Below are 21,852 nucleotides of genomic sequence, written 5' to 3'. Positions count from 1 at the left end.
TGTGTCTATGTTATCAGTATGAAGTTAAAAGAAGTGACTACTATATCAGTATTACTTTATAACTACTGTCTACTGATTACGTTTATAAACAAAAAAAGTGTCTAGATAAATCAGGAAAAGACATTCTACCAAGTGAAGCTTTAGTTTTCTGCCTATGAAACTAAAGTTTCTTCACTAGGAAACAAAAGTTTTGTCACGGAGAAACAAAAGTTTCTTCCGCATGAAACTCTTGGTTACTCTTGGAGAGCCAGATTATTCATCAAGGCGGGCAGGTACGAATCGCTGATAGGGATCAGTTCCTCCCCGATACGTATCCGCTTGCGCTCGATATAATTAATGTGGGAGAGGGATACGATGTAAGAACGATGTACCCGGCAAAAACGATTCCTGTCCAGAAACTCCTCGAACCGCTTCAAGCTGACTTGCGTGAGCAGGGGCTTGCCATTGATACGGTGTACCTTTACATAATCGCCGTATCCCTCGAGGAAAAGGATCTCTTCCCGGCGAAGGCGAATGATCTTGCTGCCCTCCCGGACGAAGATGGGGCGTTCTGTTTGCTCCTTGCTCAGCACTTGGTGGACATCGGCCAAAGCCTTGTCCAGTTTCTCGAAATATCCCATGAGCGTGTTTAGGGTCGAGGTGTCTCCATCGAAAGTGATACATTTCAGCATAGTGTTTTTACCTTTATTTGTTGTACCGCGAAATAACAGGAAAGTTCGGTGAAGAAAGGTTAAGCGCCGATTAGTGGTATAATCGGGTCGGTGAATCGCCTTATGGGAGGGGGTGAAAAGACATTATTCCTCCTCCCTCAGAATCCATTTCTTGAAGATCGGGGTCTTGGTCTTGCTGATGATAATACGTTCGGGGACAGCTAAGGTGAGGTTGACGGACAGGCGGCTCCCGAACCAAAGATCTATATCCTTGATGGCGTTACGTGAAATGATGAATTGACGGTTGGCCCGGAAGAAAAGCCTCTCGTCCAGTTGCTCTCCCAACGCGTCGAGGGTACGGTCTATGGGATGTTGTTTTCCGTCGGAGGTATAGGCGGTAACTTTCTCGTTGGTCGTATAGAAATAAAGGATCTCCTCAACCGCCAACGGATAGAATTTATCGGCCAGCATGATCAACAGGCTCTTGATCGTGTGGCGACTCTGGATCGTACGGTTCGTTTGCCGGATATGTGCCAGCCTTTCCTCGGTATCGAACAGCCGTAATTTATTCAAGGCCCTTTCCAGCGAGGCCAGCGTGACAGGCTTCAGTAGATAATCGATACTGCTCACTTGAAAAGCCTGCAATGCGTACTCATCGTAGGCGGTAGTGAAGACTACCGGGGCATCGATCTCCACCTGCTCGAATATCTTGAACGCCGATCCATCCGCTAAATGGATATCCATGAAGATGATATCCGGATGAGGCGATGTCCGGAAAAACTCCACGCTCTCTTCGATACTCTCCAGCTCGGCGATCACCTCGATCGGGGTAACCGTATTTTGCGCTAGGATCGCCTTTAAGCTATTAACGGCGGTAGTCTCATCTTCTATAATAACTGCTTTCATGAGTGAATGGGTTTATTAAGTAAAGGAAGCGTGACCTTGAAATATTCCTTGCGGTTGGAGATCTGGATGTCCTTTCCGGTAAGCATCCGGTAGCGCCCCCATAGGTTCTTCAATCCGATACCGCTACCTTTGCTATCTTCCGACTTAGGATGTATTTTATTGGATATGATTAGTTTGTCTTCATGGGTGGTATAGATATCGATCTGTAGCGGGTATTGCTTGCTGATAACGTTGTGCTTTACGGCGTTCTCGATCAAGGGGAGTACGCTCAATATCGGCAGATACCAAAGTAAGTAAGGGGTATCCGCTTGGATGGAGAAGAATAGTTTTCCCTCGTAGCGCACGCTCAGCAGATAGGTATACGCCTTTACGAATTGAAGTTCTTCCGCTAGCGTAACCAGCTCTTTCTTGTTGCTTTGCAAGATATACCGGAAGACGTTGGATAGCTCATCCAGATAAGCCAACGTCTGTTGTTTTTCTCCGCTCTGTATCAAGGCGTTCAATCCATTTAAGGAGTTGAAGAAGAAATGTGGGTTGATTTGTCCCATCAAGGCGTTATAGGAATTCTGTAACTTCTCGGTCTTCAATTGTTCATATTCCAGTTTCATTTGTTGCTTGCTGCTTAACAGGCGGATTAGTACGGAACTTAGCATAACCGTAAGGAAGACGAAAAGATGCTCCGTCATGAAAGAGTTAGGGACCGTGAAAGGCTTGGGAGGTACCGGTATGCCCCGGCGTTCGGCAGACCTGATGGTTTGCGTAGCCATCCTGCCCCGGTCGATGCGGATCATGATATCCTGGGTAGCTGGCTGGGGCCCATCTTCCCCAAGCCATTCTACGAAAATGGCCGTGTACAAAACCGGCGATAGATGAAACATGCCGTAGGCGATGCTGATACAAGTTACGCAAACCAGCAATACCCTTTTATACTCTTTCCTGCGGAAAAGCTTGTCCCCGAGCTTATACATCAAGCTGTTGACAATAAATAAGATGAAGGAGAACACGAAGAACCAGATTAGCAAATAATACATGGTGCGATCCGGAGGCTGGATACCCATGCTCGGGTTTCCGGTCTCGAACTCATATTTACGCATCAGAAGGGCGAAGTTCACGAAAATACTAAGCAAGACGGATATCGTGAAGCCGATCAATAAGTCGTTTCTTTTTAATTGTAACATAGATAAACCCTTTGTCTGCTTACAAAGATAGGGCTTCCTTATCCGAGCGGGAAAAGGAATCGACGAAACGGATAAAAATATCGGTGAATCGCCCGGGCTTCCGAAAATAATGTACCTTTGCCGGAAATTAGGATCTCTGTCGCTATGACGAAATGGTTTGTCTACATATTTCTGGCCAGTGTCTGCCTGTTGCTTTCCTGTGGCGGTAAATCCGTCCGGGAAAAATTTGCGGAGGCGGACCGGTTGGTAAACGAGAATAACTTAGATAGCGCCGCCTGGCTGCTGGAGGAACAAATAACGCTTTCCGCTCTTTCGGATAGCGATAAGGCAGAGTATGGACGGAGGCTCGCTTGGCTTCATCTCTTGCAGGGGCGCAGCTTGGTGAACGACTCGCTCATCGACTACTCCGTGGATTATTATAAGGAGCATGCCTCGGAGCCTTTACTTTCCGCTTATTTCGTAAAGGCTATTTATATGGGTGATTCCCGGAAGGGGTTGGAACAAAGACGTGCTTTGTACCGAGAGGCGATAGATTCCGCTTATTCCCGTTCGGATTCGACCTACCTTGTACGTTTTTATGACCGATTGACTTCCTTGAGCTTTGGTGAGGGGTTGTATCGGGAAACGATCGCAGACTCGAAGGAATGGGAAGCCTCGCCAAAAGCTGGATTTAAGGAGATGGCCTATTATATGGCCGGGTTGAGTTATAGCCGCTTGCGAATGAGGGACTCGGCGGATTATTATCTTCGTTTGGCCGCGGACTCGGCCTTGGCTAAGAATATCGAATGGTATGCCCATCATTTTGCCCGTAATTATGCGGATTTCTTGTATGATTTTAATCCCAAGGCTTCTATCAGCTATTTACGTTTGTTGGAAGAACGATATCCGGAGCGAGAGACCCCGGGATCCTATGTTATGCCTTGGATCAATCTAGGGGAATTGGATTCTGCCCGGAAGTATATCGAGAAGAATACGTTAGGCTTGGAACTTAGTCACAGTGATGATATAGCCTCACATGCGCTGAATTATGCCTATCAATTTATATTGGGCGTAAAGGAAAATAAACCGGTGGATATTTCCCGATTAGGGCAATATTGCGATTCTTTGTATACCGTGAAATCCCAAACGGAGAAGGCTGAGCGGGAACGATTGGTCGATCAAAATCGTTTACGCCGAGAAAATCTTCGCTTGGAGATGAGCCGGCAGCGTACGTTCTCTATCTTGGTGATCGTTTCTTTGCTTTCCATATTGGTAGCTGGTGGAGTTTTCTTATATATCCGTAACCGAAGGAACCGTTTGATTGATATGGAGGAGCGTTTGGAAGCCTTGCGTCAGCTCTTGAATGAGTCCAAGCAATCCGTAGCGGAGGAGGAGAAACCCGATAGTGCCTTTTTCCGTAAGGTCTTGTTGCAGCAATTGGGTGTTATCCGCTTGATGGCGACTACTCCCACGCAACAAAATAAGGAATTGCTCCAGCAAATGACTCGTATCACGAACGAGGATGTCCCGGTAGATACGCTTTTGGTATGGGATGACCTGTATCCGATTATCGACGCAGTCTATGATAATTTCCATACGCATCTGGTCCGATTGTCTGATGGGCGTTTGCTGGAAAAAGAGATCCAGCTTTGTTGCTTGCTATGCGCCGGCTTCTCTACCAAGGAAATCAGTGTAGTTACCCAGCAAAGCGTCCGTACGATCTATCAGCGCAAGACGGACATCCGCCATAAGCTGGGTATGGACGAGAAAGAGGATATCATCGGCAATATAAGTGCTCGAACGGCAAATATAAACTTTTCTCTCTAAGTCGTTCGCTAATGCTTTGTAAATCAGTGTATGTGTATAATGCCTTGCACTTTAGTTTCTTGCCTGTATAAATCGATTTTAGCTGTTTCCCTCCTTACATTTGTCTCGAATCAAATTTGAATTTTATGAGAAGACAAGTATTATTTGTGGGATTGATTTGCGTTGCCTTTTTGGTAAACGCGCAAGAGGAGAAAACGATCGATTTGGATGAGGTTACCATTCAAGCCTCTTCGATTATAAGGAAGAAAGACCGTCAACTTATATTCCCCTCTAAAGACCAAGTGCGGCGCTCGATGGATGGCTTGGATTTGACAAGGCGGATGTCTTTACCTCGCCTATGGGTAGATCCGAATACGAAAAGTATCTCTATGGCGAATGGAAACGTTCAGTTGCGTATAAATGGCGTGTTGGCTTCTTCCTTAGAAGTCGCCGCCCTCTCGCCGGAGGATATCAAACGGGTGGAATATCACGATAACCCCGGCTTGCGATATGGGGAAGGAGTCGATATCGTCTTGGATTATATAACGATCAAGCGGACTTCCGGAGGAAATCTCGGCGTGGATTTAAGCCATCAATTAAACACGTTTTGGATGGCGGATTATATATACGGTAAGTATAACCGGGGACGTTCGGAATTCTCTTTATCCAGCTTTGCGAACGGACACCGGTATAAAGAGGCATGGCAAGACCGGACGGAAATCTTTCATACCCCAGACGGTACCTTCCAGCGAACACAGGAAGGAATCCCCGGAAGGGATTATGAGATGTATTGGACTACGACGGCGAATTATAACTACACGAAGGATGATGATTATTTCTTGAACGCTAAGCTGAATTTTTATTATTATGACTATCCGCATAACTATAGCAGTGCCCTTTTAAGGAATAGCGAGAGCAAGATGACGACCGATCTTATCGATAATAATAAATCCTTGAATACCCGTCCCTCGCTCGACTTGTATTATTTCCGGAAATTACCACGTAAACAATCATTGGCTGTCAATGTCGTGGGAACTTATTCGAATACCGATAGCCGTCATACCTACCGGGAAGAACTGGAAAGTATTCCTTTGACAGATATTTATACGAAAGTAGATGGAAAGCGCTATTCGGTAATCGGGGAGGGTATCTACGAGAAAGAGCTAGAGACCGGTCGTATTTCCGCCGGTTTGAAACATACGCAGGCTTATACGGACAACGTATATTCCGGTTCCGGTGATTATACGACCCATATGACGGAATCTGAATCGTATATGTATGCGCAATACGTAGGAACTTGGAAGAAGTTGGTTTATAACGTAGGTTTGGGCGCCTCCCGTAATTATCTATCGCAAGAAAACTCGGGCTCTTATAATCGGTGGTATTTCCGCCCGCAGTTAACACTTACTTATACTATCAATGAGGTATTATCCGCTCGTTATCGGTATACCCTGCGCAATGTAAACCCATCCTTGTCTGAGTTGAGTAATGTGGAGCAATGGATTGATTCCTTACAGGTTCGTAGAGGTAATCCGGGTCTATCCCCTTTCTTATATCATAACAACGCCGTGGAATTTCATGTGAATACGGCAAAGGTCAAGGCCGGCTTTACTTTCTCTTACCAATACCAGCCCCGCATGGTCATGGAAGAGACCCTGTATGACGCTAGCCGGGGACTTTTTATCCGCACCTACGATAACCAACGGAGTTTCCATCGCTTTACGCCGGAACTCTATTTGAATTATTCACCCTTCGGCGATTATCTGCGCATGAATATCTCCGGAGGCTTGAACCATTTCCAATCGAATGGAAATAGCTATTCGCATACATATACGGATCCCTTCTATGTGATCTCTTTGAATAGCGATGTGAAGAACTTTAATTTTAATCTGTTGATTTATAAGAGAAGCTATAGCTTTTCGGGTGAGACCAGTCGTGAGGCCGATCGTTTTAATAGGTTGGGTATCGGTTATAGGATCGGGAAGGTTCAGTTAAGCGCTTCTTTCTCTACCCAATTTACCTCATCCGCCCGTTACCGGAGTAAGAACCTTTCAGCGATCGCTCCCTATGTGACCGATCAGCGTTTTGGTGATATTTATCCGGGCTTCGAGATCGGATTCTCTTACCACTTAGATTTCGGTCGCAAATACAAATCCGTGGATCGTAAGTTGTATAATTCAGATAATGAATCGGGTATATTGAATAGTCGGAAGTAAGTTACTGTACATTCATACGTGAGGTATTGAAGTATATCTCCTATAGGGAAGGGAGTGTTATATTACGAAAATGACTTTTGATGTCTTTGTATAACTGAAAGTATTTGCTAACTTTGTTATCTATAACCAGAAAAAGGATAGGGTTATGACTATAGAGGAGAAGCAACTGGAATTTATGATTTATTGCATAGAGAGTACTGCGGAACGATTAGGGCGTTATGGTTCGGATGTATATAATAAACTGAAGGAACTAGGAGCGATCAATGGCTATATCCGCTCTTATTACGATACCTTGCATACGCAAGGGAAATCATATATCGTAGACTCCATCCTAGAATATATTTACTATCGTGATCCTCAATGGCTCCCGGACGGATATAAACCCTTCCGTAGTATTGAAGAGAAAGGGAAAACACTATGTTGACGGTTTATCATGGTTCCACTTGCCGCATAGAGGAGCCTTTGGCTGGGGTTTGCCGGCCTAATCTGGATTTTGGAATCGGGTTCTATGTTACGGACTTGAAAGAACAGGCAGTTCGTTGGGCGCTTCGTACAGCAGAGGTACGTCATAAGGATGAGGCTTGGCTGAATGTTTATTCTTTGGATATGGATGTCTGTCGTGTCTTGCCATATCGCTATTTATGTTTCGAAACTTATGATGCTGATTGGTTAGACTTTGTAGTGGCCTGTCGTCAAGGTCGAAATTTGTGGTCAGCTTATGACATGATAGAAGGAGGTATAGCGGATGACCGTGTGATTCGTACGATTGACCTTTATATGCGTGGGGATTATACACGCGAGGAGGCCTTGGCTCGTCTTATCCATCAAGAGCCTAATAACCAGATTTGCATAATTAACCAAGAGATCATAGATCGTTGCCTCTGCTTTACGGAAGCGTTTCTTTTACCTAAAACACCTGCTCCACTTGTTGTCCCTGGTGCGGCTGATACGGTTATGCAGGGTAAATATAGGGGAGTTATCGAACTGCTTGCGTCTCGTTTGCGTATTTCTGCCGATAAAGCATTAGACCTTTTTTATAATAGTGATACTTATAAATGCCTGACATTACGGAATGGAGATTTGCTTTTAAAAAGCGATCTCTACATTCTTGACGAAATCATACGAGAGCTGCAGGATAAACAGGGCTAGTGTCTTAACTTGCGTGCGGTTCCTTCTATACAAAAGGACACTTATCGAGGAATGTACAGGGGAGCTGTCGCTCTGCTTAGAGAGTTATTGTCGATAGTTTTAAGGTATTGTTTGTATTCTTGCTTTATAGCCTTCTTATTCTCTAAAAAATAAGCTTGTATTCTTCATTCGGCGGCGGCGAACGATCATTCGCTGTCGCCGAATATATATTCACCGCCGCCGAACGAACGTTCGCTGTCGCTGAATGAAGTATATATTAGGTAGTGCGGAAATTTACATAGGGTTCAAGAAACATTTGTTTCGGTTTGTTTCGGCTTTTGTCCTTATGGATTGGATGAGGAATCTTAAATATTCGCATGGATGTTTGCGGGATTCATGGGAAATTCCGTACTTTGTACCGAGCCGTTAGAGTGGAAGCTCGGCGGGTTCGTTTTCGTGGAAAAGGCGTTAAAAGATATTATTCCCTTCTTTGAAATCCCCAATTTCGTGCCCGGGAATAATAACAACAGACGCCCATGCTTGTTATAGTTACTTCGAGAGGAGCATCCTATAATGAAGCGTGGGGCTGCTGTTTGTTATCCGGGCAGGGTATGGGGATACCTAAAGGAGGGTGACAATGGCTAAGCCTCGCGCTTTTTCTTTGTGTGGATGATAAGGAGTGGTTGATGATTGTAGGGTAAATCAATTATTAATTCAAATAGAATGAGTATGAAAAAACTTTTCTTTCTTTTTGCTTTTCTCGTAGGACTTGGGATAAGTAGTAGTGTATATGCGCAATTGGTGAAGGAGGTAACACTGACCTCGTCCAATACGCTGGCATCCGAGCTAGGTACGGATGTGGGGAAGGTTACGACCTTGAAAGTAAATGGCCCGCTGGGAGCGGAGGACTTTCAGACGATGAAGGAGCAGATGAATATGCTCCAAGTGTTGGATATGAGTGGGGTGACGGAGTTACCGAAAGTTGGACGTTGGAATGAGAGTGTATGGGAAGAACTCCAAAGTATTCCGGGAGAGGCATTCCAAAATAAATTGACACTTCAGACAGTGATATTCCCGAAAGCCCTTGAAATGATAGACCAAGAGGCTTTCTCGGGTTGCAATACCCTTACGGAAATAGATTTCTCGAAAGCCACTCAATTGCGATCAATAGGACATAGAGCGTTTTATGAATGTTCCGGCTTGCGAGATCTTGATTTATCGGCCTGTACGAGTTTAGTTGGAATAGGGAGCAATGCTTTTTATCGTTGTAGTAATTTACAAGCGGTTAATTTCTCGGGTTGCGGAAAGTTGACGAGTATAGGATCCTATGCGTTTCAATATTGTTCCTCTTTGCGGACAGTAGACTTGTCTAATTGTTCGGCATTGGTAACTTTGGAGTCTTATGTATTTTCCGACTGTTCGAATTTAACGAGCGTTGGTTTGGCGGGATGTACAGCATTGACTACGATTGGAGAAGGAGCGTTTAATAATAATTATTCTAGCTCCCAACTATCCGACTTTGATTTCTCTCAATTGACAGCCTTAAAAGATATAGGCGAAAGTGCTTTTAGTAATTCAGCCTTGGCTGGTGATATCGCTTTTGCATCCGGAATCACCCAATTGGGTAGAAACGCCTTTTCTGGTTGTCGTAATATCACTAGCGTCGATTTCAGTAAAAGCACACAGCTCTCAGTTATATCTTCGGGAACGTTTAGTTCTTGTCAAAATCTTAAAAAGGTAGATTTTAGTAATTGTGCCTCCTTGAATACGCTGAATATAGGAGCTTTTGACAACTGCCCAGCTTTGGAAGAAGTCGTAATCGATAACGGCTTTTATACTTCTATCGATGGTGTATTATTCGTGGTAGATAAGGCGAGCTTGTTGCTTTATCCGGCAGGGAAGAAAGCGGAGGCTTATACGATTCCTTCTACGGTGAAGACGCTTGGTGAGCGTTCGTTTCCTTATAACGAATCATTGATGGAACTGACGATCCCGGAATCTGTGTTGACTATAAAAGGAGAGGCTTTTTATAACGGATCTTTCTTGGGAAGAGGAGCGAAAGTAATCATGAAGGCTGAGAAGCCGATCGGCTTGTCGCAATCGATCGGTTTGGAGAATGCGTTGGTATATGTACCGAAAGGCTTTGCTAAGGCTTATCGTGAGGCTGCTTTTTGGAAAGAAAGCAAGATTGTAGAGATTGATGCGGATCCTGTAGTAGTGACCTTGGAGGCGGCTGGTTCGCTGGGTGCGAAATTGACGGAACTGAATATTCCATTGGCTACTATCTTAGAATTGCGTATCACCGGTCCGATGAACGCTAGTGACTTCGAGGTCATTAAGCAAATAGAGCTGTTGCAAAAGGCTGATTTGAGCAAGGCTACGATGGAAGAGGATCGATTACCGAATTATGCGTTTGGAGGGTTGCGTTATTTGGAAGATGTTATTCTTCCGAATACGATAAAGGAGATAGGTAATTCTGCGTTCTCTGGTTTATCCGCATTGCGGAAAGTGAATATGCCCGAGTTTGTAGAAAGGATCGGGGAGTCTGCGTTCTCGGACTGTTCCAGCTTACAAAAGATTGATTTATCGTTATTGTCTCACTTGAAGGCGGTCGGTTACTCTACTTTCTCTTCCTGCTCATGCGTGCCCGTTTCATTGAAACTTCCGGATGGATTGGAGCGGATTGACGGTTACGCTTTTAATAATACTGGTGTTACTTCCGTGGACTTCTTGAATACGTCCTTGTCTTATATAGGCAACAATGCATTCTATGCATGTCCGATCACCGGCACATTATCTTTCCCCGGTACCTTACGATCCATAGGCAATTCTGCTTTCGCTTCCGCAAAGGTCTCATCTATCAAGTTGAAGTCTACAGAGATGGTACGTTTGGATGGAGCTGATGTTTTTAAATCCGTAGATAAGACCACCTGTAAAGTTTACGTCCCGAAAGGCATGAAGGATACTTATAAAGCAAACACCTATTGGTCTCCATTCGGAAATAACATTGTGGAGTTTGGGCAGTTGATTACGGCAACTTCTAATAATGAAAATTATGGATGGGTAGAAGGTAGCGGTGCCTATGAAGAGGGGGAAATAGTGACTTTGAAGGCGGTTTGTCAGGATGGAAATTGGGAAGATTATTATTGGGCTAAATATGTTAATTTGTTCTTTGGCTGGTATGATGGTGAGACAAAAGTCTCCGATGATACTATATATACTTATAAGGCAGGTAAGGAGGACAAAGCATTTGTCGGTAAATTCGTGCGTATAAGTTTCCCTAATACATCAGACCTTCTTCAAATGGTAAGAAATGATAGTAAATCCATTACGGTGAGGGTGGAGATGCCTGCCGATGATCCTCGATTGTTTGCTGGTTGGTATGAGAATGATCAATGTGTTTCCAAGGAAGAAGAGTTGACGGTGCAAGTTGGTATGGTAGACCGATCCTTGGAGGCTCGTTTCTTCGACGATGGACTTATGGTTGTTAACGGTGGTAATGTCATCGTAAATGATCAGAATAAGGTGGATGGACCTGCTGTAATTTTGCATCACGGTAGCCTCACCGTTGAGGGTAATGAGATTTGGAAACCGAAGAGCTTTGCTTACTATCGGGATGCCTCCTTGCTGGTGGATGCTGAGATACAGACCGAGGCGATCTCCTTCAATTGGAACGCTAGGAGTAACTATTGGCATTTCGTATCCTTCCCCTACGACTTGAAGATGTCCGAGATCAAGCTGACAAGCAGCGACGCTCGCTTTGTCGTACGGGAATACGATGGCAAGTCTCGTGCCGATAAGGGAGTGGGTGAGTCTTGGCGACAGCTTTGCGACTCGGAGACCTTGAAGGCAAATAAGGGATATATTATCCAATTCAATAGCGACGATACGATGGCCGATGGATTTACTACCCAGACCGGTGATATGAAAGCCCTCCTTAATCGGGCGAGCGTGGCGATTCCGTTGAATACCTACGCCTCGGATAATGTCATGAATGCCAATTGGAACTTCGTGGGGAATCCGTATCCCGCCTATTATAGCGTGGAGCGATTGTTCGCTGAAGGATTGGACGCTACGGTGACGGTTTGGTCTCCCGATTTGAATAATTACGAGTATTATACGCAGGATGATAAGGATGTCTATCTGACACCGCTTACGGCCTTCTTCGTACAAAAGAAGACTTCCAACTTAGTGTTCAATCCAGAGGGTCGTGTGGCTGCCCTGCCGAGGGAAACGCAAGCAGCTTCAGCGTTACGTAGTGTGGATAACCGTCAAGTTGTCAACCTGCTGTTGGCAGGCGAGAAGGCAAGCGACCGTACCCGTGTGGTATTCAACGAGGAGGCTTCGATGGAGTATGAGATCGGCCTTGATGCCGCCAAGTTCAGCAGTCCGAACAAGGATGCCGCCTCTTTCTATAGTTTGGATAAAGACGGGAATCGATTGGCTATCAATGAGCGTCCGGTAGCGGATGGCGTGGTACGCCTTGGATGTGTCCTGCCTGCTAAGGGAAGCTATACGATCTCATTGAAAGAGAATATTGGCAAAGGTATTCAGTTGGTGGATAAGCAGACGGGTGCCGTATGCGACCTGAACCAAGAGGCTTATACCTTCGAGGCCGAGGCTGGAACCCTCTCTGACCGCTTTGAGCTGAGAAGCGATGTGGTGACTTCTGTTGAGGCAATCGATGCGTCGATTCGCTGGAACGTGCGAGAAGGCTTGTTGATCGTATCCGGCTTGCGTGATGTGGAAACTTTGAACGTATGCGATGCGGTGGGTCGTACCCACTTCGCTGGTAAGGTGACGGATGGCGAGGTGCATATCGCCCTACCTCAGTCTGGTATTTATTATATGACATGGACAACCAAGGCGGGCGAGCGTCAGACTCGTTCCATTAAATGGTAATCGCTATGAGAAAACGATTGTTTCGATCTATTACGATGATTTTGTCTCTTTGGATCTTCCTCGGAGGATCCATCGGGCAAGTCTATGCGCAGGATGAGTTCAATCCGACTCCTCCACCGGAGCCGGGGAAACTAACGCTCTTACTCTCCACGGATCCCCACGGATCCGCTTATTTGGAGCAAACGAATCCTTCCGGCATTTATGATACGGGTACGGAAGTAACGGTACGGGCCTATCCGCATACGGATTATGAGTTTGTGGCTTGGCAGTCCGCTGATGGAGAAGAATTGTCCGGCCTCTCGGAATATACCTTCACCTTTACGGAGAAAAACGCTTGCTTGATTGCCAAGCTACGTTTCAACCCGAAGGAGAATCCATCGGAGCCGGGAGATGGTTATTATAATCTGATTACGACCGTCGCTCCTTCCATGGCCGGATGGGTAGAACAGAGTGGTCAAGGTATTTATGAGAATGGCAAAGAGGTGACACTTATCGCCCATGCTTATCCCGATTATGTGTTCGACCATTGGGAGAGCGATGGGAAGAATGTATCGGAAGAGACAACCTATCGCTTCACCATGCCGGGCAAGCATGTGTACCTGCGGGCCGTGTACGACTGGAAGCCGCAAAGTCCTATCGAGCCGGAGATCGGGTATTGCCTTTACGTAAACACTTCCGATCCGGAGGCCGGCTATGTATCGCAAAGCGGAAACGGTATCTATGAGTTAGGGGATGAGGTGACCGTGATCGCCTCGCCTACGAAAGACTATGACTTTATCGGCTGGTATGATGAGGCGGGTATGTGCCTGTCTACCGACATCTCTTATACGTTGATTATTAGTAAGCGAACCACTACGATCGAGGCTCGTTTCAAGAAGAGAGAGGCACCGGTGGATGAGGTGGAGATCGTACCCGGGCCGAATCCGGATGATCCTTCATCTACGGAGAAAGGCGGCGAGGTGGAAGTGATAGGCGAAGCCATTCCCGGCCAAACGGTCGAGATCATCGCGATGCCGAAACCGGGTTATGCTTTTGAAGGTTGGTATTTGGATGGCGTGTTTATCCCGGAGGCGGAGATGAGCCATGAGATCTTGATCGGTAAAGATATGGGTAAGCTAGAGGCTAAATTCCGGGAATTACCCGTTGACTTGGAAGTAGAGGGTGGAGAGAACGGTTGGGCGGAAGTGACTCGCTATCGAGGTGATGTCATTAACTTGAAGGCTGAACCGATCGTAGACCATACTTTTATGGGATGGTACTTGCTAGATCAGTTATTGTCGAAAGCGTTGAATTATGATTTTGATGTCAATATCCTACGTGCGGCCTTGCCCGCTATTCGTGCGGTGTATACCAAAGGTACGGTAGCCAATGAGACGATCGCTAGAGAGGAACTAGTCACGATCGCTTTCTCCGGGAACCAACTCTGCGTGACTGCTCGCCAAGCGATTCGTAGATTGATGGTTTATTCGTTCGAGGGGGACTTATTAGGTACTAACGGCCAAATGGAACAAGGTGATATCTATCGCTTATCCATACGTAGCCCCTTACTTCTCGTTATCGAGGCAACGGATGGTACTCGTATCGTCTGTAAATTGTCCTCCGGACGGTAGTCCGTGGCGTGATTTGGATATATGATTCTTTCAATGCCCATTCTAAGGTTCTTATAATGCCCATCGTAAGCTCCTTTGAATGGGCATTGTTAGATGCTTACGATGGGCATTGTAAGAAACGATAAACAAAAAGCCATCCGGCATTCCGCTGGATGGCTTTTTGTATGGCAATAGAATCGGAGAGATTACACTCTCTTTTCTTTGATTCTTGCTTTCTTACCGGTAAGGGCACGCAAGTAGTACAATTTAGCACGACGTACTTTACCGACTTTGTTAACCGTGATGCTTTCGATAAACGGAGATTCGATCGGGAAAATTCTCTCTACACCTACGTTCTCAGACATCTTACGAACTGTGAAACGTTTTTTGTCGCCGTGACCGGAGATACGGATAACAACACCGCGATACTGCTGGATACGCTCTTTGTTACCCTCTTTGATACGGTAAGCTACCGTGATCGTATCACCACTCTTGAATGAAGGAAGTTCCTTCTTCGTAGCGAACGCTTCTTCTGCAATCTTAATTAAATCCATTGTTTATAGCTTTTTAATTGTAATTTATAATGAAACGCAATTTAACGGGCTACATTTCCCGACAGAGATTACGTAAAGCGGGTGCAAAGTAACGAAATAAATATTTGATTCGCAATAGATAGATGCTTTTTTGCTCGCTATTTGATTAAATCTTTTATGTCTACCAAGGATTCAAACCATTGACATCCACCAGCGATTCCCGTTCCTCCTTCCACATTGCTGTAGATCCGGACAGGCTCGGCCAGACCTACATTCGTAAGTCCGCCCATGATACCTTCATTCTCGATGTTTTGTAAAGATAGCAGATATTGGTAATAGGGTTCGGACAGGGAATATAAACGAATATGGCGTTTGGTATAATATTTAGTATCGGACCTAAGTTGTTCTTTTACTTGCAACGTGTATTCCTTCCCGTCGAACAGCTCGTCGGAAAATACCCGTCCCCGCCAATTTACCATCGAAGAGCCGAAAACCTCATCCAAGATACCTTGTTGTTGCGTGAATACGGGATCTACGGAGAAGTCCAACAGGACACCAAGATGGTCGTCATCTCCCCATATCTGTAGAGAATAGTAATTTGATTTACCCGGGGTATCTTGGAAAGTGATTTGATAGATAAGCACATCGTTTTCTTCTATGTAGGAGATATTCCCATCTCCATCGACAAGGGTACCGCCGTTGCCGGTAGCTTCTTTACGGGGAATTATGCGCAGGCCTTTGATTTCGGTCTTGGAAGGAATCTTATCTTCCGCCGAGGCTGTTCCATATTCCGGGGTAGAAGCTACTATCTTTACGGTTTGTCCGGGCAGTGGAACCGTATTCGATATATAAAGCGTATCTGTTACCCATCCACCTCGATCCTCTCCGAGCCAACGAGAAGATTTCCAATAGGAATATTCTTTCCAAGGCATCTCCTCCTTGAAGATCCCGTCTATATATAATTCCACCTTGGCGTTTCGAATCGTCACGTCCGGCTTGCTCTCTGAGTGAAACCATGTGCGGGATATGCTGGCCATTACGACTGTATCCGGCGAGAAGGCCGAGTTGATCACCATTTTCGGTGTAGTACGATATTCCTCTAGGTCAAACTTCCTGTAGCAGGAGGTTAGGAGCAGGCTGGATAATAAGATTGATAAATAGAATATAGGTTTCATGTTCTTTAGAATTTATAAGTATATGATATAGACGGAATGATCGGTAAGAGCGATAACGTCTCGAAATAATGGCTGTAGTTTATCCAAGACCGCTTATGGATAGTTATCGGGTTCATCTGGCAATAAGCGTTATATACGCTGATATTCCAGATACCGAGATGGCCGTTCTTTTTAGGTCGATAAATATTAATCCCCAGATCTAAGCGGTGGTAAGCGGGGAGACGTACGTTATTACGCTCCGTGAAATAGTCCAAGCCTCCTTCCGGTAAGAGCGGAGGGACAGGAGTGAGGCCCAAATCCTCGTAATTCTCGAATGCCACCGTAACCCGGTTTCCGGTCATGAAAGTCCAGCTTCCGGTCAGTTCCAATTTCTCGTTGATCTTCCAGTTTGCGACGATATTCAGCTTATGGCGGTTATCGTATTTCGCGGGGAAACGTTTGCCATTATTAATCTCGTCGAACTGCCGGTCGCTCCACATTAGTCCGTATCCGATCCATCCTGTTATACGCCCCGTCTCTTTCCGGGCGATAAACTCCGCTCCGTAGGCCCACCCCTTACCGGCGGCCAGTTTCTCCTCCCAACCGACGAACGAGGGTAAGAAGTTGTAACCATCTTTATAATCCAGTAGGTGATTCATCCATTTATGATAACCTTCCACCGAGAAGGAATAGTCTTTGTGTAAATTGTAATAAGCGCCGACGGATACTTGATCACTCTCCAATGGCTTCAGCTTCTTGCTGACCGGCATCCACATATCGGTAGGGAGACTCATATAACTTTCGCTGATCTGATGTACGTATTGATTCATCCGGGCGTATGAGGTCTTAAGGCTTAGATTCCTCGTGAGCAGAAAGCGTACGGATAAACGAGGGTCTAAGGAGACATATGTCTTCTTTTGTATATTATACATGTTCAGGCGTAATCCGGCGTTAACCCGGACAATGGGAGATATCGCCCAGTCATCTTCGGCGAAAACAGCCAACTCATTCGCTGAAAGGCGCTCGTCTCCGGTAGTTCGTTTGGTCGGAGACAAATTCTCGGAGGTCTTTTCCTCGATATATTCCGGGCTGAAACGATGGTAAAGATAGTCGGTGCCATAACGGATATGATGTGCCGGGGTAGGAATATAGTCGAAGTTCGCATGGACTCCGAAATCATTGATACCGTTTCGGGTTGAGGTCTCGATAAAACGTGAAGAATAATCTTTGTCACCCTCGGTTCCGTAGTATTGTGAAGTCTCTTGTTTTAGTTTGGATTGATAATGGGAATAAGCCAAGGTGACGGTACCGAACATCTTGTTGTTAAACACATACGACCAGCCGGAAGATAATGCGATGTTACCCCAGCGCATCTTTCCAAAGTCCTTGTTCTCGAAAGGGGTTATATCATCACCTACGGAGAACTCGGAACTTCCTCCTTTTAGGAAATCCTGTCCGAAATAGAAATTAACGTAAGCTTGGCTCCGGTCATTGATATGGTGGTTTACTTTTAGGTTCAGATCGGTAAAAGCATAGCGTGCGCTGAATTTCTCCCCATTCTTTTTCTGAATTTTATTGTAGATCGCCAAACCCGGTGCGGACAAGCCATCCAGCCAAGAGCGACAGAAGGAGGCGTTGAACGAAGTCCGGTTTTTAATGATCGGCCCTTCGAAATTTAAGTTACCGGAGGTCAATCCCAGCATGGCGCTACCATGGTACTCTTTCATATTGCCATCTTTAGTATGCACATCCACTACGCTGGAAAGCCTTCCCCCATAGCGGGCGGGGAAAGCGGATTTATAAAAATCCACATCTTTCAAAGCCTCGGCGTTGAAAGCGGAGAAAAGTCCTCCGAGATGATTGACCTGATACAGTTGGATTCCGTCTATCATATACAGGTTCTCGTCTCCATTCCCCCCACGGACATACATCCCGGCTAATCCTTCCGTTCCGGCTGATACGCCGGGTTGGGTTTGCAGGGCTTTGATCACATCGGCCTCACCGAATAAGGTCGGGATGGTCTTGATCATCTTCCGGGTTATTTTAATCGTTCCCATCTGAGGGGCTTGTATCGGGTTTTGTGTGTCATTACTACCGGTAACGACAACTTCGGCCAATGCTTCACCGCTTTCCAGCAGAATTTCCATCACGGTATCCCGTTCGAGCGGTTGGAATGTATGTGAGAAACGTCCGTATCCGATGTAGGAAGTCTCCAAACGGACTGCCCCGACCGGTAAGGTTAGACTGAAGAAACCGTGGTTATTGGTAGCCGTGCCCCTTTGTGTGCGAGAGTCATAAACGGAAGCCCCGATTAGATACTCCGTAGTCGCTTTATCCCGTACAAATCCGCTGATGGTTACTGAGCGGGGGCGTTTCTTCAAGATGATGTGGGTACCGTTTATCTGATAAGACAGAGGGAGCTTTTGGAATAGCCGGGTAAGGCATTCCGATATGGATTGGTTATCAGATTTGAATGTAATCCGGGAAATGCCTTTGAGAATAGAAGGATCGTAGGAGAATGTCATGCCTGTTTGATGCTCTATTTTTTTCATGATTTCTTGGATCGGCTCTTGTTTAGCCTCGATACTGAGAGTCGGCGCCTGTCCCCAAGCGCTTGATTGAAAGCCGAAGATAATCAAGATTATGAGTAGTATTAGCTTCATGAAGTACTTCATTTTTTATTACGAGACAGGAAAGATAGTAAAAACCCCTATCACAATTCACGTTACTATTGCGATATTTTCTTATTTTTGGAGAGTAATAATGATAATGTTGTGATGAGACAGATTGGAATCTTGCTTTTGTGTTGTATTTCCCTTTTATCGAGTGGGGCGCAAACAGTCCCGAACCTTTATCGTGCGGTGGATCAGGAAAAGATGAATCATTGGGTTGATTCCGTGTTTGACGCTATGAGTTATGATGAACGGATCGGGCAGTTATTTATGGTTATAGCGAATCCTAAATCCGATAACCGGAATATGCAACGGCTCATGCGTTACGTGAACGATATCAAGATCGGGGGCATCTTATTCCATAAAGGGGATCCGGTGACGCAAGCGGAGGTGACCAATCGTTTGCAAAAGGCTTCCCGGATTCCGATGTTGGTCTCTTTGGATGGGGAGTGGGGACTTTCCATGCGATTAAGCGGAACCACCCGTTTCCCGAAAAATATGATGCTAGGCGCTATCGAGGACAATGCCTTGATCGAGGAATATGGAAAAGAGGTGGGACGGCAGTGCCGGGAAATGGGAATTCATATAAATTTCGCTCCGGATATGGACGTGAATAGCAATGTGGATAATCCCGTGATCGGCCTGCGTTCGTTTGGCGAGAATCCGGAGGCTGTGTCGGAGAAAGGTATTGCTTACGCAAGAGGATTGGAAAGTACGGGCATCTTGTCTGTCTCCAAACATTTCCCCGGACATGGAGATACTTCTGAGGACTCGCACGAGACATTACCCGTCGTGCGCCATAACCGGGCCCGCTTGGATAGCGTGGAACTTCTTCCTTTTAAACGTTATATATATGATGGGTTCGCCGGGATAATGACGGGACATCTTTATGTTCCGGCATTGGACAAAAGTCATAAGCCGGCTTCTTTCTCTAAGGCGGTAGTGACGGATCTATTACAGAAAGAACTCGGTTTTCAAGGTCTGTGCTTTACGGATGCTTTAGCGATGAAAGGGGCTTCCACAAAGAAAACGGATAATCCTTCGGTGAAGGCTTTGCTTGCGGGGAATGATATCTTGCTCGCTCCGGCCGCTCCAATCAATGATTTTACGGCCGTGAAAGAGGCTATCGAGGAAGGGGTATTGGATCTGGAAGCGATCGAGGCCAAGTGCTTGAAAATATTAAGGTACAAATATATCGCTGGATTGAATGCCTATAAGCCGGTCGAAACAAAAGGCTTATCGAAACGTTTGAACTCTCCGCATGCGGCATGGATGGCGGCGAAGTTGAATTCGGAGGCTATTACCGTTTTGAAGAATGAGGATACGATCTTACCTCTTAAACAGTTGAATAAGAAAAAGATCGCGGCGCTCTCGATTGGAGACGGGGTTGGTAATGAATTCCAGAAAATGCTGGGTGAATATGATTCGATCGCTTGCTTTAGCATTGGACGGCGTTCTACGGCTGCCCAAGTCCAGCAGGTTTATAATAAATTGCAAAAATACGACGTGATCATTTGTGGCGTACATACGATTCGCATTCCCGAGAGTTTAGCGTTGAGGCAGTTGGCCGCGAAGAAAGAGTTGGTCTATGCTTTCTTTACCTTACCATATGCTTGTAAGGAATATAAGAAGTCGATCGAGAAGGCGAAGGCGGTCGTGTTGGCTTACGAGGGCACTCCCTTAGCGCAGGAATATGCGGCCCAAGTGATATTCGGTGGTATTGCGGCGAAAGGGAAACTTCCGGTTTCGATTCCGGGATTGTATTATGCGGGTACTGGTATTTTTACGGAAAAGACTCGTTTGGGGTATCACCAGCCGGAAGAGGTGGGAGCGAATCCGGACCGTCTGGATGTAATTGAGTCGATCGTTAAAGAGGGATTGGATGAGAAGGCTTATCCTGGATGCCAAGTGCTGGTGGCGAAGGACGGCGTGATTATCTATAATAAATCGTTCGGTTATTTTGATTACGAAAGTAGGCAGCCGGTCACGGAGTCATCGGTCTATGACTTGGCCTCGGCGTCGAAGGCGGCGGGAACTTTATTGGCGGTCATGAAAGCGTATGATGAGAAGAAATTCACCTTGAACAATAAGATCTCCGATTTTATACCGGAGTTGAAGGAGTCTAATAAAAAGGATTTATCGATAAAAGAGTTACTGTACCATCAATCGGGAGTGACTCCAACTATTAATTTCTATCTGGATGCCATTGATAAGGATAGTTATAAAGGCAGTTTATATAGTTCGGTGAAGAACGCTACGCATCCGGTTCGTTTTGACGCTAAAACGTATGTCCGGAATGATTTTAAATATCTTCCGGATATAGTATCAGATACACGGAAACCCGGATTTACGACTGAGGTAGCCCGTAATTTCTATGTGAGTGATTCCTTTAAAGATACGATCCTTCAAGATATCAAGAAATCCCGTTTGGGTACGAGAGGTAGGTACGTATATAGTTGCGTGAATTTCATTATGCTGAAAATGATGGTGGAAAATCTGATGAAATCTCCGATGGACCAGTTTCTTCGGGATGATTTCTACAGCGGGTTAGGGGCTTGGCATACCACTTATAATCCGTTGAAGCGAATGGATACCTTGCAAATTGTACCTACGGAGCAAGATGGATTTGTCCGCCGTCAATTGCTTCGCGGATATGTGCATGATGAGGCGGCCGCTTTTCAAGGGGGTGTTTCTGGAAACGCCGGATTATTTTCGAACGCGAATGATCTGGCGAAGGTGCTCCAATTGATGCTAAACCAAGGGACTTATGGCGGCGAGCGCTATCTTTCTTTGGAAACCAGCCGTTTGTTTACACAAAGCAAGAGCCCGACTTGCCGTAGAGGGCTAGGATTTGATAAGCCGATGATTGGTAATCCGAAAGCCTCGCCTTGTGGGGCTTTGGCTCCCGCCTCGGTCTATGGACATACAGGATTTACGGGTACTTGTTTTTGGATAGATCCGGATAACCAGCTTATTTATATATTTTTGAGTAACCGGGTGAATCCTAGCCGGGCAAATAATAAACTGGGATCGCTTGATATACGTACTCGCATACAGGATGCGATCTATAAGGCGATTGATAGGAAAAGCCAAAAAGATTCGTAATTTTGTGACAGTTTTAACAGATAAGGTATTAATT

Annotated in this window: 13 protein-coding genes; 7 read left to right on the top strand and 6 right to left on the bottom strand. The window is 45.7% G+C overall.

The window, feature by feature from the left end:
* Window positions 1–233 precede the first annotated feature (233 nt).
* The 3 genes from NBH07_RS08395 to NBH07_RS08385 form a co-directional block, all read right to left on the bottom strand.
* On the bottom strand, window positions 234–671 hold the full coding sequence (locus NBH07_RS08395) for a LytR/AlgR family response regulator transcription factor (protein ID WP_009017975.1): 438 nt from the start codon (window positions 669–671) through the stop codon (window positions 234–236).
* 123 nt (window positions 672–794) lie between these two features.
* Window positions 795–1,556, bottom strand: coding sequence for a LytR/AlgR family response regulator transcription factor (locus NBH07_RS08390; RefSeq protein ID WP_009017976.1), 762 nt, complete (start codon window positions 1,554–1,556; stop codon window positions 795–797).
* The gene (locus NBH07_RS08385) at window positions 1,553–2,734 is read right to left on the bottom strand and encodes a sensor histidine kinase (RefSeq protein WP_005867144.1); all 1,182 of its coding nucleotides are present in this window, start codon (window positions 2,732–2,734) and stop codon (window positions 1,553–1,555) included. The genes NBH07_RS08390 and NBH07_RS08385 overlap by 4 nt, the downstream gene beginning before the upstream one ends.
* A 117-nt stretch (window positions 2,735–2,851) precedes the next feature.
* On the opposite strand from NBH07_RS08385, the gene NBH07_RS08380 reads away from it, so the two are divergent.
* The 6 genes from NBH07_RS08380 (at window position 2,852) to NBH07_RS08355 (ending at window position 14,375) form a co-directional block, all read left to right on the top strand.
* A complete protein-coding gene (locus NBH07_RS08380) occupies window positions 2,852–4,540 on the top strand; it encodes a helix-turn-helix transcriptional regulator (protein ID WP_227793801.1) in 1,689 nt (562 codons plus the stop codon).
* 125 nt (window positions 4,541–4,665) lie between these two features.
* Window positions 4,666–6,735 (top strand): outer membrane beta-barrel protein, encoded by a 2,070-nt coding sequence (locus tag NBH07_RS08375; RefSeq protein ID WP_156682539.1) that lies wholly within the window; start codon window positions 4,666–4,668, stop codon window positions 6,733–6,735.
* Between the two features lie 145 nt (window positions 6,736–6,880).
* A complete protein-coding gene (locus NBH07_RS08370; RefSeq protein ID WP_005867148.1) occupies window positions 6,881–7,159 on the top strand; it encodes a DUF3791 domain-containing protein in 279 nt (92 codons plus the stop codon).
* Entirely contained in the window at window positions 7,153–7,884 is a 732-nt protein-coding gene (locus NBH07_RS08365; protein WP_008773742.1) for a DUF3990 domain-containing protein, read from the top strand. The genes NBH07_RS08370 and NBH07_RS08365 overlap by 7 nt, the downstream gene beginning before the upstream one ends.
* A gap of 708 nt (window positions 7,885–8,592) precedes the next feature.
* Entirely contained in the window at window positions 8,593–12,765 is a 4,173-nt protein-coding gene (locus NBH07_RS08360) for a leucine-rich repeat domain-containing protein (RefSeq protein ID WP_156682538.1), read from the top strand.
* A gap of 5 nt (window positions 12,766–12,770) precedes the next feature.
* Window positions 12,771–14,375, top strand: coding sequence for an InlB B-repeat-containing protein (locus NBH07_RS08355; RefSeq protein WP_224201707.1), 1,605 nt, complete (start codon window positions 12,771–12,773; stop codon window positions 14,373–14,375).
* Window positions 14,376–14,560: 185 nt separating this feature from the next.
* Here the strand turns inward: NBH07_RS08355 and rplS are convergent, their stop codons facing one another.
* The 3 genes from rplS to NBH07_RS08340 all read right to left on the bottom strand — a co-directional run bounded on the left by rplS (window position 14,561) and on the right by NBH07_RS08340 (window position 18,704).
* Complete coding sequence (gene rplS, locus NBH07_RS08350; RefSeq protein ID WP_005854040.1) at window positions 14,561–14,908, bottom strand: 50S ribosomal protein L19; 348 nt, start codon at window positions 14,906–14,908, stop codon at window positions 14,561–14,563.
* A gap of 137 nt (window positions 14,909–15,045) precedes the next feature.
* A complete protein-coding gene (locus NBH07_RS08345) occupies window positions 15,046–16,062 on the bottom strand; it encodes a DUF4249 domain-containing protein (RefSeq protein ID WP_005867157.1) in 1,017 nt (338 codons plus the stop codon).
* A 5-nt stretch (window positions 16,063–16,067) separates the two neighbouring features.
* On the bottom strand, window positions 16,068–18,704 hold the full coding sequence (locus NBH07_RS08340; protein WP_156682537.1) for a TonB-dependent receptor domain-containing protein: 2,637 nt from the start codon (window positions 18,702–18,704) through the stop codon (window positions 16,068–16,070).
* 114 nt (window positions 18,705–18,818) lie between these two features.
* Here NBH07_RS08340 and NBH07_RS08335 point away from each other — a divergent pair, with 114 nt between their 5' ends.
* Window positions 18,819–21,818, top strand: a complete 3,000-nt coding sequence (locus NBH07_RS08335) for a serine hydrolase domain-containing protein (RefSeq protein WP_156682536.1) — start codon at window positions 18,819–18,821, stop codon at window positions 21,816–21,818.
* The last annotated feature ends 34 nt before the right edge of the window (window positions 21,819–21,852 follow it).

Source organism: Parabacteroides sp. B2-S-102, assembly GCF_023656665.1.
Lineage (GTDB): Bacteria > Bacteroidota > Bacteroidia > Bacteroidales > Tannerellaceae > Parabacteroides > Parabacteroides distasonis.
Note: the sequence above shows the minus strand (reverse complement) of the source record. Positions and strands in the feature narration are given on the sequence as shown.